Source organism: Helicobacter sp. NHP22-001 (assembly GCF_030270165.1).
In the GTDB taxonomy this organism is placed as follows: Bacteria; Campylobacterota; Campylobacteria; order Campylobacterales; family Helicobacteraceae; genus Helicobacter; species Helicobacter gastrofelis.
On the sequence record NZ_BSWS01000001.1, the window covers coordinates 398,907 to 413,783 of the forward strand.

The 14,877-nt window shown below is 49.3% G+C and carries 18 protein-coding genes; 8 read left to right on the forward strand and 10 right to left on the reverse strand.

Translation table 11 applies throughout. The annotated features are described in order from the left end of the window. Positions 1-49: 49 nt before the first annotated feature. The 6 genes from QSJ47_RS02100 to modA form a co-directional block, all read right to left on the reverse strand. The gene (locus QSJ47_RS02100) at positions 50-220 is read right to left on the reverse strand and encodes a hypothetical protein (protein ID WP_221272070.1); all 171 of its coding nucleotides are present in this window, start codon (positions 218-220) and stop codon (positions 50-52) included. A 66-nt stretch (positions 221-286) separates the two neighbouring features. Next, on the reverse strand, positions 287-2,005 hold the full coding sequence (locus QSJ47_RS02105; protein ID WP_285602265.1) for an OmpP1/FadL family transporter: 1,719 nt from the start codon (positions 2,003-2,005) through the stop codon (positions 287-289). A gap of 9 nt (positions 2,006-2,014) precedes the next feature. Next, positions 2,015-2,638: an HP0838 family lipoprotein gene (locus QSJ47_RS02110; protein WP_260321618.1), complete on the reverse strand. Its 624-nt coding sequence runs from the start codon at positions 2,636-2,638 to the stop codon at positions 2,015-2,017. A gap of 16 nt (positions 2,639-2,654) precedes the next feature. Further along, entirely contained in the window at positions 2,655-3,326 is a 672-nt protein-coding gene (locus tag QSJ47_RS02115) for an LPP20 family lipoprotein (RefSeq protein WP_221272072.1), read from the reverse strand. A gap of 47 nt (positions 3,327-3,373) precedes the next feature. Further along, the gene (gene modB, locus QSJ47_RS02120; RefSeq protein ID WP_502875101.1) at positions 3,374-4,072 is read right to left on the reverse strand and encodes a molybdate ABC transporter permease subunit; all 699 of its coding nucleotides are present in this window, start codon (positions 4,070-4,072) and stop codon (positions 3,374-3,376) included. Then, positions 4,047-4,769 (reverse strand): molybdate ABC transporter substrate-binding protein, encoded by a 723-nt coding sequence (gene modA / locus QSJ47_RS02125; RefSeq protein WP_285602267.1) that lies wholly within the window; start codon positions 4,767-4,769, stop codon positions 4,047-4,049. Before modA ends, modB begins: the two co-directional genes overlap by 26 nt. 97 nt (positions 4,770-4,866) lie before the next feature. Between modA and QSJ47_RS02130 the strand changes: the two genes are divergently transcribed. Next, positions 4,867-5,898, forward strand: a complete 1,032-nt coding sequence (locus tag QSJ47_RS02130; protein WP_285602268.1) for a bifunctional 3,4-dihydroxy-2-butanone 4-phosphate synthase/GTP cyclohydrolase II — start codon at positions 4,867-4,869, stop codon at positions 5,896-5,898. Here QSJ47_RS02130 and cmoA read toward each other — a convergent pair. The 4 genes from cmoA to bioD all read right to left on the reverse strand — a co-directional run bounded on the left by cmoA (position 5,895) and on the right by bioD (position 8,741). Then, entirely contained in the window at positions 5,895-6,593 is a 699-nt protein-coding gene (gene cmoA, locus QSJ47_RS02135) for a carboxy-S-adenosyl-L-methionine synthase CmoA (protein WP_285602269.1), read from the reverse strand. The genes QSJ47_RS02130 and cmoA overlap by 4 nt on opposite strands. After that, complete coding sequence (locus QSJ47_RS02140) at positions 6,590-7,366, reverse strand: thiazole synthase (protein WP_285602270.1); 777 nt, start codon at positions 7,364-7,366, stop codon at positions 6,590-6,592. The genes cmoA and QSJ47_RS02140 overlap by 4 nt, the downstream gene beginning before the upstream one ends. 2 nt (positions 7,367-7,368) lie before the next feature. Further along, complete coding sequence (sodB, locus tag QSJ47_RS02145) at positions 7,369-8,010, reverse strand: superoxide dismutase [Fe] (RefSeq protein WP_285602271.1); 642 nt, start codon at positions 8,008-8,010, stop codon at positions 7,369-7,371. 71 nt (positions 8,011-8,081) lie between these two features. Next, positions 8,082-8,741: a dethiobiotin synthase gene (bioD, locus tag QSJ47_RS02150; RefSeq protein WP_285602272.1), complete on the reverse strand. Its 660-nt coding sequence runs from the start codon at positions 8,739-8,741 to the stop codon at positions 8,082-8,084. A 114-nt stretch (positions 8,742-8,855) separates the two neighbouring features. On the opposite strand from bioD, the gene QSJ47_RS02155 reads away from it, so the two are divergent. Genes QSJ47_RS02155 through surE form a run of 7 tightly spaced genes read left to right on the forward strand, consistent with a single transcriptional unit; the run spans position 8,856 to position 14,876 of the window. After that, on the forward strand, positions 8,856-9,272 hold the full coding sequence (locus tag QSJ47_RS02155) for a universal stress protein (protein ID WP_221272080.1): 417 nt from the start codon (positions 8,856-8,858) through the stop codon (positions 9,270-9,272). Beyond that, positions 9,272-11,500, forward strand: a complete 2,229-nt coding sequence (locus QSJ47_RS02160; protein ID WP_285602273.1) for an AAA family ATPase — start codon at positions 9,272-9,274, stop codon at positions 11,498-11,500. Before QSJ47_RS02155 ends, QSJ47_RS02160 begins: the two co-directional genes overlap by 1 nt. After that, the gene (gene panD / locus QSJ47_RS02165) at positions 11,500-11,859 is read left to right on the forward strand and encodes an aspartate 1-decarboxylase (RefSeq protein ID WP_221272081.1); all 360 of its coding nucleotides are present in this window, start codon (positions 11,500-11,502) and stop codon (positions 11,857-11,859) included. Before QSJ47_RS02160 ends, panD begins: the two co-directional genes overlap by 1 nt. Further along, positions 11,853-12,155 (forward strand): YbaB/EbfC family nucleoid-associated protein, encoded by a 303-nt coding sequence (locus tag QSJ47_RS02170; protein WP_221272082.1) that lies wholly within the window; start codon positions 11,853-11,855, stop codon positions 12,153-12,155. The genes panD and QSJ47_RS02170 overlap by 7 nt, the downstream gene beginning before the upstream one ends. Before the next feature lie 24 nt (positions 12,156-12,179). Then, positions 12,180-13,214: a DUF7488 domain-containing protein gene (locus tag QSJ47_RS02175; protein WP_285602274.1), complete on the forward strand. Its 1,035-nt coding sequence runs from the start codon at positions 12,180-12,182 to the stop codon at positions 13,212-13,214. After that, positions 13,201-14,115, forward strand: coding sequence for a polyprenyl synthetase family protein (locus QSJ47_RS02180; protein ID WP_502875106.1), 915 nt, complete (start codon positions 13,201-13,203; stop codon positions 14,113-14,115). Before QSJ47_RS02175 ends, QSJ47_RS02180 begins: the two co-directional genes overlap by 14 nt. After that, entirely contained in the window at positions 14,112-14,876 is a 765-nt protein-coding gene (surE, locus tag QSJ47_RS02185; protein ID WP_285602276.1) for a 5'/3'-nucleotidase SurE, read from the forward strand. The genes QSJ47_RS02180 and surE overlap by 4 nt, the downstream gene beginning before the upstream one ends. Position 14,877: the final 1 nt, after the last annotated feature.

The following is a 14,877-nucleotide window of genomic DNA, read 5'->3' on the forward strand; positions in this document are numbered from 1 at the left end:
TCGTGGTGTTGAGAGTGGTGGTAACAAGCTTAAATCGCCCACGCATCTATCACACGCCCATTAAAAACACAATGGCGGCAACAAAAGGCAACTCTGCAATGTCTAGCTTGGGCGCATTTAGACTCTGCTGTATGCTCTCCAAATGGGCAGACATCGCTAACACAAAACCACCCATAAACCCTATCCAAGGGATGTAGCGGCTGATACTCGGCTGCGACATAGCAATCCTTGAAAAATAAAATAAAATTTTCATTGTAGAGTAAAAGGACTTGTAGTTTGTTTAAAACTACCAGCGGTAGCCTAAAGATGCGGAGAAAATACGCAATTGTCCTAAATCGTTAGATTGGTAGTAGCTGTTGCGGTTGCTTTTAAAGGTGAAAGTCCCCCCCCAGCCGATGTCAAAGCCCCTAAAGTTGTATTTCGCCCCAAAGGCGATGGTGTAGCCATTGGAGTCGGGAATGCCAATCGCCTCTTGGGGGCTAGGGGCTTGGTCGTAACTAAACGCCCCCATAAGGCGCAAAGATCGCCCCATATAAGTCGCCCCTAACCTAAAGGTGTTGGTGTCGCGCCAGCCCGCCCCCATGTTCATCACCCCACTAAAATCTGCCAAGCCGACCATTTTTTTGAGGGTGGCTGAATTTAGATATTGCACGGTGCCCCCGATGCCCTGATAACTCGCATTGGCAAAGTCGGGGGTGACTAAGAATTTATTGCCCTGCGACCAAAAAGTGCGCCGATACACCCCCTCAAGGCGCAAATGGTGCTTAAAAAACTCGTGGGCGTAGGCGATGTCGATCATTTCGGGCAAGGACACATTGATGTTTAAATACCCCCGTGTGAGCACATTCCCTAAACTTGGACCTAGCTCGGTGAGGGCGGTCAAATTCCCGTACATGTTAAAGGTAACGCTGCTGTTATAGACCACAGAGAACATGCCATTGTCAAACACGCGCATGCTCGCCGCTGCCCTATAGCCCCCGCTCCACGCACTGCCATTGCTCTGTTGCACGACCTGAGAAGTCCCATAGAGATTAGAGTCGGCTTGTGTGAGCCCACTATCTTCCATGATTTGCTTAAGCCCATAGTAATAAGCCTCGCAGGTGGGGGAATTTTGGTTCATCTCAGCCGTGCAAGCCATAGCAGGTTGGTAGCCAATGCTAGCAAGCTTATTGCGCATGCTAGCGGGCACTTGCTGGCTAAAGACATTGTTAGGCAAACCCACAATTTGGCTACCCTTAAGCACAGATGCGCCGTGTAAGGGCACATACACAGTGTTGTTAAAACTGCCCGTGGCATAAAGCCCGCGCCCCGCCACGCCCACAGAAAAGCGGTTTTTAATGGTGTAGCTGATGCTGGGGGCAAGCTCGACCATCATGATAAAAACATCGCGCAAGAACTCGCCCCCGGGTCCGTGCCACTTCATGCCAAGCCCTGAGGGGGCGGTAAAGCTCCCCCCAAAGGTGAAACCATTGTGTGTGCGGCTTTTATAAAAAAATTTAGGCAGGATAAAATTTGTCGTGCCTGTCCAGCCGGGCACCACTTGGTTGCTTGGCATGGAAGCCACCGTATAGACTTTTTGTTTAGTGAGGTTTTCTAGATTACCGATAAATTCATTTAGGGCTTTCCAACCCCCATTGATGAGCGTGTCAGCAGCTGACTTGGCGACCCCTCCAGCCCCCAAAATGTTGATGATACCCTCATAGTTTTCCGGACCCCCCATTTTAAGGCTTGTGATGGAATATAAACCTTGGTTGCTGCTAGGCACCATAAACTTAAAAGCGGGGATATTAATGACCGTGCTGGTTACTTCAAATTCGCTACGATTCTCCCCCCAATCGTTGGCAAAGCCCATGTTTGCTGGGTTGTAATAGCTCGCGTCTGCCCCCCTAGCCCCGGCGACATACGCCGAGCCTAAAGCCGTGCCATTGAGGCTTTGTTCGGAGATTTGAAATCCATTTGCCACCAAAGACACCGGTAAAAGAGGGCATAAAAAGCGTAAACGCAAACAAGCTCCCTACTGTGGGTGGTATTGCTCGATCACCACGGCCGTGCCGGTGGTCATGTTTTGGAACAAGATTTTTCCAAAGGTGCGCTCGTAGTAGATGAGTTGCCCGTTTTCCACAAAGCGTTGGATGAGCGTGCCATTGGGGGCGATCTGCTTGCCGATGCCTTGAAAAATATCCCGCCCTAGGACTATGTCGTCAAAAAGGTCGCCATAGCTCACCTTGCCAAACATATCCCTAGCTGCGCTCCACTTCGCCGTGCAAGTGCCCGAAAAACAGATGTAGTTTTTTTTGATGACAATGTCGCCAAAACGGTGGCTGAGTTTGTAGAGCACCAACTCCAAATCCCCCTCTTTGGTGCGCCCGATTGTGCCGTAGTCATAAAAACGCAATACAGGCGTGTAGATGTAAATGAGCTTGAATTTTTCTAACTCTTGCTTGATCTTGGCTTCTTGTTCTCTTTCGCGCTGGGCATAACTCTTTTTAATGAAAAGTTTTTTATGGGGCTTATGAGGTTTATGGGACTTATGAGACCTATGGGGTTTTTTAGGTTTGGGTTGGTGGTGGCAAGCACTCACAAGAAAGCCAAGAAACCCAATGGCTAACAACCGCCCCCACAAAGCACCCCAGCGCAAAATCTAGCCCACTGCCCTATCCGCGTGCGCGGTTAAAGACATTATACCAAATGCGCCCGTCCAATTTGAGCTCCATGCTCACTTGGCAAAGCCCGTCTTTGTAGATCGTTTCGGTGATCTCGGCGTTGCGGATCAAGGCATTGACTTTTGTTTTAATCACAGAGTTTTGTAAAATCATGTCCTTGACCGTGTCGGTCGCATTCACGCGGATCCCATACATTTTTTCGCCTAGTTGGCGGTAACCATCCACAATCGCCGCCCTTTTGGCTAGAGCCAAAGCCTGAGAGGGTGAAATGGTTGATTCGGGTGCGACACCCATCCCCACTGCGCTAAGTTCGATGATATTAGTAGGGGTGAGGATCGGAGTGTTGGTGATCATGGCACTCTCACCAGCAGAAGGCGCAACGCTCTGGGAGGAATTGTCAAAGCGAGTTTCGATCTGTGGAGAAGAGGAGGCGGGTTTGGGAAAAACGGGCATGGAACGGGGGCTGCGCCCATTGTTAAAAGTCGTGGGGGGGTAAATGGGGGCTTGTAAGCCTGTGGCTGAGGGTGGGATGAGCTGCGTAACACCGGGCTTTTTAAACCAACCACACCCTACAAATCCTGCAACCAATCCAACGGATAGGCACAAAGAGGCGGCTTTCTTTAAAGCACCAACGCCGAACGCCAAATTCGCTTCTTGCTTCATCACACAAACCTTTAAATGATTTAAGCCCCCATTCTAACACAAAAACCCTAAAATTTGTAAAAAGCTTGCCAGCGTTTTTGAAGAAGGAGTGTGCCAAAAAGGAGTATAAAGCTCAAAATGCTTAAAGTGAGGGCATACTGATTGGCTAGGGAAAAATTATTTGCTTCAGCTTGGGTGTAAATGGCGATGCTTGCCACTTTTGTTTGCCCTTCAAGCCCGCCCCCCACCATCATGACCACCCCAAACTCGCCTATGGTGTGCGCAAAAGTCATGGTGGCTGCCATGAGTAGGGCGGGCTTAATGTTGGGTAAAAGCACCCGAAAGAAAGTAAAAATTTTGCCTTTGCCCAGCGTGTAGCTGGCTTCTTTTAGCGACTTTGGCAAACCCTTTAGGGCGTTTTGGATCGGGTTTACCATAAAAGGCAGAGAAAAGATTGCACTAGCCAGCACCAATCCACTAAAGCTAAAGACAAGGTGGATATGAAATTTTTGCAAAAACGCCCCTAGTGGGCTTGTGGGCGCAAAGAGCACTAAGAGATAAAAGCCTAACACTGTGGGGGGTAAAACTAAGGGCATCCAAATCAAGGTTTCAACCACAAGTTTTAACACCCCATTTTTAAACGCCAAATACGCCCCAAAAGCCAACCCTATGGGGCATAAAATCAAAGTCGTTAGGCCCGCCAGCTTAAAGGTGAGGGCTAGAGTGGCGGTAAAACTAGTGTCAAAAGGGAGCAACTGAGTAGCCATGAGATTTAAGGATTGCTTGCCCTCTCGAGCTTAAAATAAAATCCGCAAAATCCTTGGCAAGCTTTTTAGTCCCCCCCCATTTGGTGAGCACCATTGCCTGCTCTATAGGGCTGTAGTATTCCTGCGGGACGATTAAATAATGTGCCTTTTTATCCATTTGCATTAAAGATAGGGCACTAAAACCTAGCTGTGCGGCTTTGCTAGCGACATATGCATTTGCTTGCGCTACAGAGCTAGCTTCAGCGATTTTAAGCTGCAAGACATCGACTAGGTGCAGCTTTTGCAAGACTTCTATGCTAGCCCGCCCATAGGGGGCTAGGGTAGGGTTGGCGATGGCTAGGTGGTTGTAAGAACCTTGCAGAACCTCTAAGGACTTTACGGGTCTAGTTGCGCTCCAAAGCACTAAAATCCCTCGGGCATAAACCCGCACGGGATAGGAGGTGATGCCGTCTGCAACTAATTTTGAGGGTCTTTGCTTGTCGGCGCTGATGAACAAATCATAGGGCGCGCCTTGCGTGATTTGGTTAAACAAGTGCCCCGAGGAACCAAAGCTTAAAAATATCTCGTCTTTGGGGTGTTGTCTTAGAAATGCCGTTTTGATCGCCACTAAGGCTTGGCTTAAATTTGCCGCCGCCGCGACCTTGATCTGCTCTCCAAAGCAAAAACCCACCACCAAGACAAAAACTAAAAAACGCATCAAAATCCTTTTTACCCAAATTACAAACCTTATTATAGACCCATACCACTAAATATTAAGCATTGTGCTACAATGTTTGCCTTATCAAAGGAAGCGCATGACAAATTTAGAGAGAGTGGAGCAGGCGATCAACGCCCTCAAAAATGGGGAGTTGGTGATTTTAATGGATGATGAGGACCGCGAAAACGAGGGGGATTTGGTGATGGCGGGCATTTTCACCAGCCCCGAGAAGATCAACTTTATGGCCAAATACGCAAGGGGGCTCATTTGTGTCGCCCTCACCCAAGAGATCGCAAGCAAGTTTGATTTAAAGCCCATGGTGAGCCACAACGACTCCAAGCACGAAACGGCGTTTACAATTTCCATTGACGCAAAGGCAGCCAAAACGGGCATTTCCGCCTATGAGCGCTCGCTCACCATTGAGCTGCTATGTAAAGAGCACAGCACGCCGACCGACTTTGTGCGCCCGGGGCACATCTTCCCCTTGATTGCTAAAGAAGAGGGGGTGTTGGTGCGCACAGGGCACACAGAGGCGAGTGTGGATTTGTGTAAGTTGGCGGGGCTAAAGCCGGTGAGCGTGATTTGTGAGATCATGAAAGAGGATGGCTCTATGGCAAAAAGGGGGGATAAATTTTTATTAGACTTTGCCAAAACCCACGAGCTAAAAATCTTATATGTGTCCGACATTGTGAGCTACCGCCTGCAGAGCGAGAATTTATTAAATCTCATGGAAGAAGCACCTGCCCATTTGGCGGGCGTGGCTTGCAAGGGACTGGTGTTTTTAGACCATTTAAAGCGCAAACACTTTGTCTACCAATTTGGCAACCTAAGCGATGCCCCTTTGGTGCGCTTCCACATTATTAGGAGCGATCGCGAGCTCTTGAGCCATGCAGCAAACTACGGCTTTTTTATGCGGGTGGTGGAGCGGCTGCAGCTTGAGGGCGGGGTGCTGATCTTCATTGACCCGCAGGCTAAAGTGCACGACACGCTGAAAAACTTTGGCATCGGGGCTTTGGTGCTAAAGAGCCTTGGCATCAAATGCTTTAGGCTTCTTACCACGCAAGATCGCCCCGAGTACACCGCTCTAAAGGGCTTTGATTTGGATTTATTAGAGGCGATTTGCCCCTAAGTTTTGCGCGCATAAAGCAGCCCAAAATTCACCCACTTAAACAGCACTTCGGGTTGTTTAAAGCCCGCTTGCTCTAGTAGGGCCATGTTTTCTTGCAGACTGTAAGGCACAAGAACATTTTCTAGGGCTTCTCTTTTAAAGCTGATTTCATTGAGGCTATAGCCCTGTGCTTGCTTGTAAAGGTAGTAGAGTTCGACCATTTGCTTGTCTAAAATGCGATCCAAGCTCATCATTTTCTCCGCCACAAGGATCACCCCCCCGGGCTTTAAGGCGTTAAAAATGCGTTCAATCAAGGCTTGCCGTTGCAAGGGGCGGATAAACTGCAAAGTGTAGAGCAACACCACCGCCCCCGCATTGTCTAAGGGGGTGCTTAATAAATCTTCACAGCGCAAAATTACATTAAAGGTTTTTAATTTTTCTTGCGCCTTTTCTAGCATGCTAGGCGCATTGTCTACACCCACTAGGGGGGTGTTGTCGGGCAAGAGGGGGGCAAGGGTGGCTAAAAAATTGCCCGTAGAACAACCCAAATCATAAACCACGCCCACCAAATCCTGCGCCACAAAGTGGCTAGCCAGTTTCAAAGTTTCTTGGTAGTGGGGGATGGAGCGTGCGAGCATGTCATCAAACATGCCCGCCACCTGGCTGTCAAACTCAAAGCGTTTAGGCAGGGGGGCGCAAAAAAGATCGTCTTTCAAAGTTGGGCAAGCCCAAAGACAGGAGAGCTAGGGTCGGCATAGGCTTTTTTAGGGATGCGCCCGGCTAAATAGCTTTGGCGTCCGGCTAAAACGGCGTGCTTCATGCTTTGTGCCATTAAAACGGGGTCTTTGGCTAGGGCGATGGCAGAGTTGGTTAAAACTCCGTCCGCCCCTAGCTCCATGGCAATGCTCGCATCCGAAGCACAGCCCACGCCGGCATCTACAATCACGGGCACACGCACCGCTTCTTTGATGAAACCGATGTTGTAGCGGTTTTGTATGCCTAATCCGCTACCTATGGGCGAGGCTAGAGGCATCACAGCACTCGCCCCTGCGTCCTCAAGCTTTTTAGCCATGATGGGGTCGTCATTGCTGTAGGCGAGCACATAAAAGCCCTCTTTAGCAAGGATTTTACACGCCTCTAGGGTTTCTAGAGTGTCGGGATAGAGGGTGCGCAAATCGCCGATGATTTCTAATTTAATGAAGTCGATCCCGGTCGCTTCTTTGACAAGCCTAAAGAGCGCAATGGCTTCTTTAGCGTTGACACAGCCGGCGGAGTTGGGTAAAAAGCTGATGTGCGTGTCCTTGAAGGTGTCTAGCAGGTTTTCACTACTCCTATCCGTGATGTTCACCCGCCTAACGGCTACGGTGAGCATGTCCGCTCCGCTAGCTAAAGTCGCCTCTTTAGTGGTGGCAAAGTCCTTATACTTGCCACTGCCCACAATGAGGCGGGAGGCAAAGGTCTTAGGGCCGATGATGAGGGGGTCTTGCACAGCTAGGCTTTCTTATGCACGATTTGGTTGATGTAATAATCTACAGAGCCTAGACCCTCTTTTTTTGCCCACTCTAAACACGCGCTCACAAACGCCCAGTTGATGTGTTCGTAAAACTTTTCAAGGTAGACGGGGCGGGCGTTCTTGTGGTCAATGTAGTAGGCGTGTTCCCACACATCCACGACTAGAAGGGGGACTTTCTGCTCGGTTACGGGAGTGTGGGCGTTGCTGGTTTGCACGATTTCAATTTTGCTTGTCGCGGGGTTATATACCGCCCAATTCCACCCGGAGCCAAAAAGTGTGGTCGCACTCTTAACAAAGGCTTCTTTAAAGGCTTCGAGTGAGCCGTAATCGGTGGTGATGGCGTGTTTGAGCTCCTCGCTCATGTCGGTCGCTTTTGGGCTTAGGCAGTCCCAATAAAAGTCGTGGTTGTAGATTTGTGCGGCGTTGTTAAACACCCCCCCACTAGATTTGGTGAGGATGGTGAATAAGCAGCTGTTTTCAAACTCAGTGCCTTTGACAAGGTTATTGAGGTTATTGACATAGCCTTGGTGGTGCTTACCGTGGTGGTAGTCAAAAGCGGTGGGGCTTAGAAAATCTCCCATGCTATCCTTGCTGTAGGGCAAATCTCTTAAAACAAACATGTTTTCTCCTTGAATTTGAGTTAGGGGGCTATTATAGTCATTTTCATAACATTTTGATAAACAAGGCTTATTTAAGATTCTAAGAGGCGGTTTAAAAGCAGGTCTTGCTGCTCTTGAAAAACTAAAATGGGTTCTTTTAAGTTGTTGTTAAGATAATCCACATAGGGCTTACTGGTTTGGTAGTAGGCGCGGTTGTCGCGCATGTTGATGGCGATTTGGCAAGGGATTTTATTTGCGCTGAGGTAGTGCAGGTTTAACAAGAGGTCATTTAACATGCCAAGTTTGCTTCCACTCACTAGTAGCAATTTTGCCTTAAGGTAGAGGGCTAAATCCACAATCCGCACCTTTTCATCTAGGGGCACGAGCAAGCCCCCCACACCTTCAATGATGAGCAGGTCGCATCTTTCTTGCAGGGTTTTAAGCCTTTTTTCAATGTATTTAAACTCTATGAGGGGTAGGTGGGGCTCAAAGCGCGTCGCTACAAAGGGGCTAGCCGCGAGCACATAGCGGTAAAAACTAATGTCGTCTAAGATTAAATCGGGGTCGATTTGCTGGTTTGTTTCTAAGAATAAGTCGGCATCGCTTTTTTCTTGGGTGTTGATGCCTGTTTCAATGGGCTTGGTAAGTAGGGTTTTAATGCCTTTGTCGTTGTAAAGTTGAGCGAGTTTAAGGGCCATGGTGGTCTTGCCCACATCTGTATTGGTGGCGCTAATAAAAATTGGGCGATGCATTGGGTATCCTTGTTTGTGGGTTTTGGTAGTGGGGTATTATAATACAAATGCTCATAACGATACTTTTAGCTTAACTTTTCTATAATGGAGCTAAATTCTGTGTGAGGATTTGCCATGCTTAGAGTGCTTTTTGGGATCAGCGATACGCAAGAGTGCAGAAGCGGGGTGGATGCGGCAATTAGGCTGTTTTCTAAGATGAAGGAAGTGCATTTCACCTTGGTGCATGTCAGTCCCGAAGTGTTGATTTACCCCGAGAGTGGGATCATGAACTACAGCCAAACCGAGGTGGCTGAGGACGAGCAATCCAAACACCTTATCGATGAGTTCACGGAGCTGTTCGCCCAACAGGGCATTTCTTGCGAGACAGCGTTGAAAATGGGCAACCCCGTGGATATTATCCTAGAAATGGCACCTAGCTTTGACTTACTCGTCATCGGGGCGAGCGAGTCGTCCATGTTCTACCGCCTCTTTGGCTCACACCAAAATAGTTTCATTGACAATTCCCCCATCCCTGTGTTGGTGGCAAAGTAATGCCTCCCATCACCACAAGACTCAACCGCTTATTAAATGCGGCGATGGCCCTAGCGAGCAAGCTCTCACACCGCTACATCACCCCCGAGCATTTGTTTTTTATCATGCTCAATGACAAAGAGGTGCAAGGCTTTTTAAGGCGTTTGGATTTAGACATAGAGGAGGCGAAGCAACTCACCCAAAACCACCTCACCGAGAACATCCCCACCTATGAAAACGCCCCAGAGGGGCATGGCAAAACTCCCGTAAATGACGAGCATTTAAACCGCCTGCTTCAGGCCCTAAGCCGCTACGCCAAAGAAATGCCCCACAAGGTGCTAGATGTGCAGGATTTGCTGTGGCTCATGGTGGAGAAAATCCCTTGCTATGCCACCGAAATCCTAAAAACCTATGGCATTGATGGCCCTAAAATCCTAGAACAACCCCCCTTAACCTTCTCCAAAGAGAAAACCTCCGCTTTAAGGAAGTTCGCCCGGGATTTAAACGCCCTCGCCTCCAAGCACGCCATCGACCCCGTTTCACATAGAGAAGTGGAGATCCAAAAAGTCATCGAGGTCTTGGGGCGGCGCAAGAAAAACAACCCCCTCTTGGTGGGCGAGCCGGGCGTGGGCAAAACCGCCATTGCTGAGGGGTTGGCCTTGAAAATCGCCAACCAAGAAGTCCCCCCATTTTTATCAGGGCGCACCATTTACGCCCTAGATTTGAGTGCGATGGTCGCAGGGAGCAAGTATAGAGGCGAATTTGAAAAACGCCTCAAAAAGACCCTAAAAGAATTACAACGGGACAAGGGAAGTATTTTATTCATCGATGAAATCCACACCGTGCTAGGGGCGGGGGCTTCAAGCGCAGGGGCACTTGATGGGGCAAACATCTTAAAGCCTATGCTCGCTGATGGCTCTTTAAGCTGCATTGGCGCGACCACCTTTGACGAGTTTAGAGCGGTGCTCGAAAAGGACAAAGCCTTTTGCCGCCGCTTTAGTAAAATTGACATCTTAGAGCCCTCTAAAGAGGATTGCTATGGCATCTTAGAGGACATCTCGAGCTACTACGAGCGCCACCACAAGGTCAAATACAGCAAAGAAGCCCTAAAGGCTTGCGTGGATTTGTCCGTGCATTATTTGCACGAAAACTTTTTACCCGACAAGGCGATCGATTTAATGGACATGGCCGGCTCGTTTAAGAAAATCTACGCCCCAAGCAGCCCCCCCCCCACCATTTCTAAAAACGACATTGAAAATGTGCTGTCTTTTAAAATAGACATCCCCAAAGCCCACATCAGCCCCGAGAAGAAAAACCGCCTCAAAGGGCTAGAGGACCAACTCAAAAAAGAAGTCTTCGCCCAAGATCAGGCGATCGCCCGCTTGGTGGAAACCATTAAAATCCACGCTTCGGGTTTGGCGGGGGCAAGAAAACCCGTGGCAAGTTTCTTATTCGTAGGCCCTAGTGGGGTGGGTAAAACCGAGCTAGCCAAAGCCCTAGCCAAGCACCTACACTTGCATTTAGAACGCTTTGACATGAGCGAGTATAAAGAACCGCACAGCATTTCTAAGCTCATCGGTGCGCCCTCGGGGTATGTGGGCTTTGAGCAGGGCGGGCTGTTGGTGAATGCCATTAGAAAGCACCCTCGTTGTGTGCTGCTTTTAGACGAGATCGAAAAGGCGCACCCCAATGTCTACGACCTGCTTTTGCAAATCACAGACGATGCGACCCTCACCGACAACACCGGGCGCAAGAGCGACTTTAGCCACACCATTTTAATTTTAACCTCCAATGCCGGCAGCCAAGCTTTAGGCAAGTTGGGCTTTTTAGAGGACAACGCCCACCGCTACCAAAACGCCCTCAAAGAAATTTTAAGCCCTGAACTGCGCTCAAGACTGGATGCGATTTTAACCTTCAAACCCCTAGACTTGGCGCATTTGGAATGCGTGGTGCAAAAAGAGTGCAAGAAAATCGAGGCCATGCTTGCCCCTCGTAACATCAGCCTTGCGGTGGATAAATCCGCCATTAACTACCTCGCCACTTTATGCCAAAAAGACCCCCTAGGCGCACGCATTGTGGAAAAATTAGTCCATCAGCATATCAAGGTGAAACTGAGCGATGCGCTGCTCTTTGGTGGGCTTAAAGAGGGGGGGAGTGCGAAATTCACATGGCGCAACCAAGAAATGCAATTGACGCTCAAAAACACGAGCAAAACCCGCAAACTGCGCCAAACCACGAAAACGCCCTAATGCCGCTCATCCAAGCCCTGTATAGCAAAATCCACCGCGCGGTGGTTACGGATGCGAATTTAAATTACGAAGGCTCGATCACTCTAGGCGCGGACTTGTTAAAAGCCTCTAAACTTGCCCCCTTCATGAAGGTGGATATTTTAAACATCAACAACGGAGCGCGCTTTAGCACCTATGTCATTGAGGGCGCGGGCTATGAAGTGTGTATCAATGGGGCGGCAAGCCGCTTAGTGCAAAAGGGCGACCTTGTGATCATTGTCGCCTATGTGTCGCTTCCCTTAGAGGACTTACCAAACCACAAGCCTCACATCGTGTTTGTGGACCACAACAACGCCCCCAAGAAGGATATTTCATGTTAGATTTTAGCCAATTTGGCGGTTTGCTCTCCAGCTTGCAAGAGCAGATTAAAGAAATGGAGAACAAGAGCAAGGAAACCACCTTTGAGGCCAAGAGCGGGGGCGGGCTTGTGAAGGTGAAGTTTAATGGGGCGGGCGAGCTCTTAGACATTTTTATAGACGATGGTTTGCTTGAGGATAAAGAAGCCTTGCAAATCTACTTAATGAGCGCGCTTAATGAGGCGTATAAACAAGTGGAGGACGCAAGAAAAAACGCCGCCTTTGGCATGCTCGGGGGGATCAACCCCTTTGCCAAATAGGGTCTTAGATTGATTTAGCCGCCCATGCCCCACGCACGAAAACGCTTTTTGCTTGCTTTTTTAGGGCTGCTGGCTCTCTTTTTAAATGCCCTTCAAGGCTATGACTTCTCGCATTGTGAGGGCTATTACAAAAGGGCGAGCCATTCGGGCAGTGTGTCCTTGTTTTGGAAAGGTGGGCAAGTGTCCTTTGCCCATGGCAAACTCCCCAAGGGGGCGAAAATTTTAAAAGCAGACCCCTTCATCGGCTTTTACTTACTCAAAACCCCCCCTACCGAGTTTGCCTACAATCTCTTAGACATCGACGAGCGTGCCTACACCCACCCCTTAGCAAGTATCAGCGTAGACAGAGCCACTCCCGGGCGCATTGTCAAACGCCAAGAGGGGTTTTTAGACTTTGCTAAGTTCTCTACCCTTGTGGCGGCTAATGGGGTGGTGAGCAATATTTGCTATCAAATTTATGGCGTGGGGGTGGGTGGAGGCTTTATAGAGGCGCGCTACATCAAACGCTTTTTACGCCAAAAGTCGCCCTACTATGGCGACATCGGGGTGAGGGTGCGCCAAAGGGGGGGCGTGGTGGTCGAGAGCATCGATCCTTTTTTTCCAAACAACCCTTTTTTAGAGCAGGACAAAATCACCAATATCAATGGGCGCAACATCAACAATGTGCGGGAGTTTGAATGGGTGGTGAGTAATTTAGCCTACCAGGAGCGCGCCAGCGTGCAGGTTTTAAGAAGGGGGCGTTACAAGACTTTAAGCGTGCGGGTGGATAGACGCTATGGAGGGTTTTTGCTGCCCGATAGTTTTTTAGAGCGCTTTGGCATCCGGCTAAGTCCACATTTTGTCATCCAAACCATCAGCAAGAGCCGCCCCCACGATTTTAAGCTCTTGCATGTGGGCGATAAGCTCGTGTGGATCAACCGCAGACCCATAGCCCCCGCCGGCGTGAGCTTTAGTGCTAAGCTTGCCGCTCTGCGCCGCGCTTTAAGCCACGCCTACATGCAGGGGAGGATTGAAATGTTAGTTTTAAGAAATGGATTTGAGTTCTATGTCCGCTTGTGATTTGCGCTTGTTTAACGAGGTGTGCGCCGCCTTTGAGGCGTATCTTGTCGCGAGTAAGCCAAAACCAAAATTACAAGACTTTGACCCTCCTTTTGATCCCTCTTTTAAATTTGAAACCGCCCTTTGGGAGATGCTTTTAAATGGGGGCAAACGCTTTAGACCCAAGCTTTTATTAGCTGTTGTGTGCGCCTTTGTGCGCTCAAGTAAGCGCATACAACAAGCCCACCCCATCGCCCTAGCCCTAGAGGTATTGCATACTTACTCGCTTATCCACGATGATTTACCTTGCATGGACAACTCCCCCCTGCGTCGCGGTCATCCCACCCTACACACCACCTACAACGAAACCACAGCTACGCTTGTGGGCGATGGTTTAAACACCTACGCCTTTGAGCTCATCGTAAGTGCCAAACTCTCAAGCCCCCTAAAGGTGCGCTTAGTGGCGACTCTAGCACAATGTGGGGGGGTTAGGGGCATGGTGCTAGGCCAAGCCCTAGATTGCCACTTTGAGGGGCAGGAGTTGGAGCAAGCACAATTAGAGAAATTACACACCCTAAAGACGGGTAAACTCATCGCCGCTAGCCTTAAAATGGGCGCACTCATTGCCAAAGAGTTTAGCAAGACCCCCCAACACTTGCCCCAAACCCTCTTTGATTTGGGTTTACACATGGGCTTGTTTTTCCAAGTGCGCGATGACATCATTGACGCCACCCAAAGCCCTGAGCAATCGGGCAAAAGCACGCATGCTGATGGCTTGAAAAACACCTATGTGCGCTTGCTCGGGCTAGAGGGGGCTAGGGGGTATTTAAGCACTTTACAAGCGCAACTTTTAGAGAGGCTAGCACAGCTGCCCCCCGCCCTGAAAGGGTATTTAACGCATTTGCTGGAGAGCTTGGCATGAAGCCTTATATTTTACTCACAAACGATGATGGCTATGAGGCAAGGGGGCTTTTAGCACTCAAGGAGGCGCTAGAACCCATCGCTGAGATCTTGGTGGTCGCCCCTAAAAATGAAAAATCCGCCTGCGGACATGGGGTTACAACCACCCTGCCCTTGCGCTTGGAGCAAATGGGGGATGGGTATTACCGCGTGGACGATGGCACGCCCACAGATTGCGTGTGTTTGGCTTTATCCATTGCCAAACGCCCCTTTGATTTACTCATCTCAGGGATTAACCACGGCTCGAACATGGGCGAGGATGTGCTCTACTCAGGCACCGTTGCCGGGGCGATTGAGGGCACGATCCACAACATCCCCTCCATCGCCTTGTCGCAATACATCAAAGAGCGCAAACTCTTTAGCCAATTTGATTTTGCCCTAGCTAAAGAAATTGCCTTAAAACTTGTAGAGCATTGCTTAAAAGAATACCCCCTAAAGGGGCGTAAGTTTTTAAATGTCAATGTCCCCCAAAGCCCGCATTTTAAGGGGGTGAAAATCACACAGCAGGGCATCCGCTTGTATGCCAACAATATCCACTGCAAGCAAGATCCCAAGGGCAAGCAGTATTGCTGGATGGGGGTCAATCCCTTGCGTTGGGAGGAAAGAGAGGGGACAATGAGCGATTTTAAAGCCCTAAAAGAGGGCTTTGTGTCCATCACACCCATCACGCTGAACATGACAAGTTACGCCGATTTAGAGGGTTTGCAAGGCTGGTTTGCCTAAA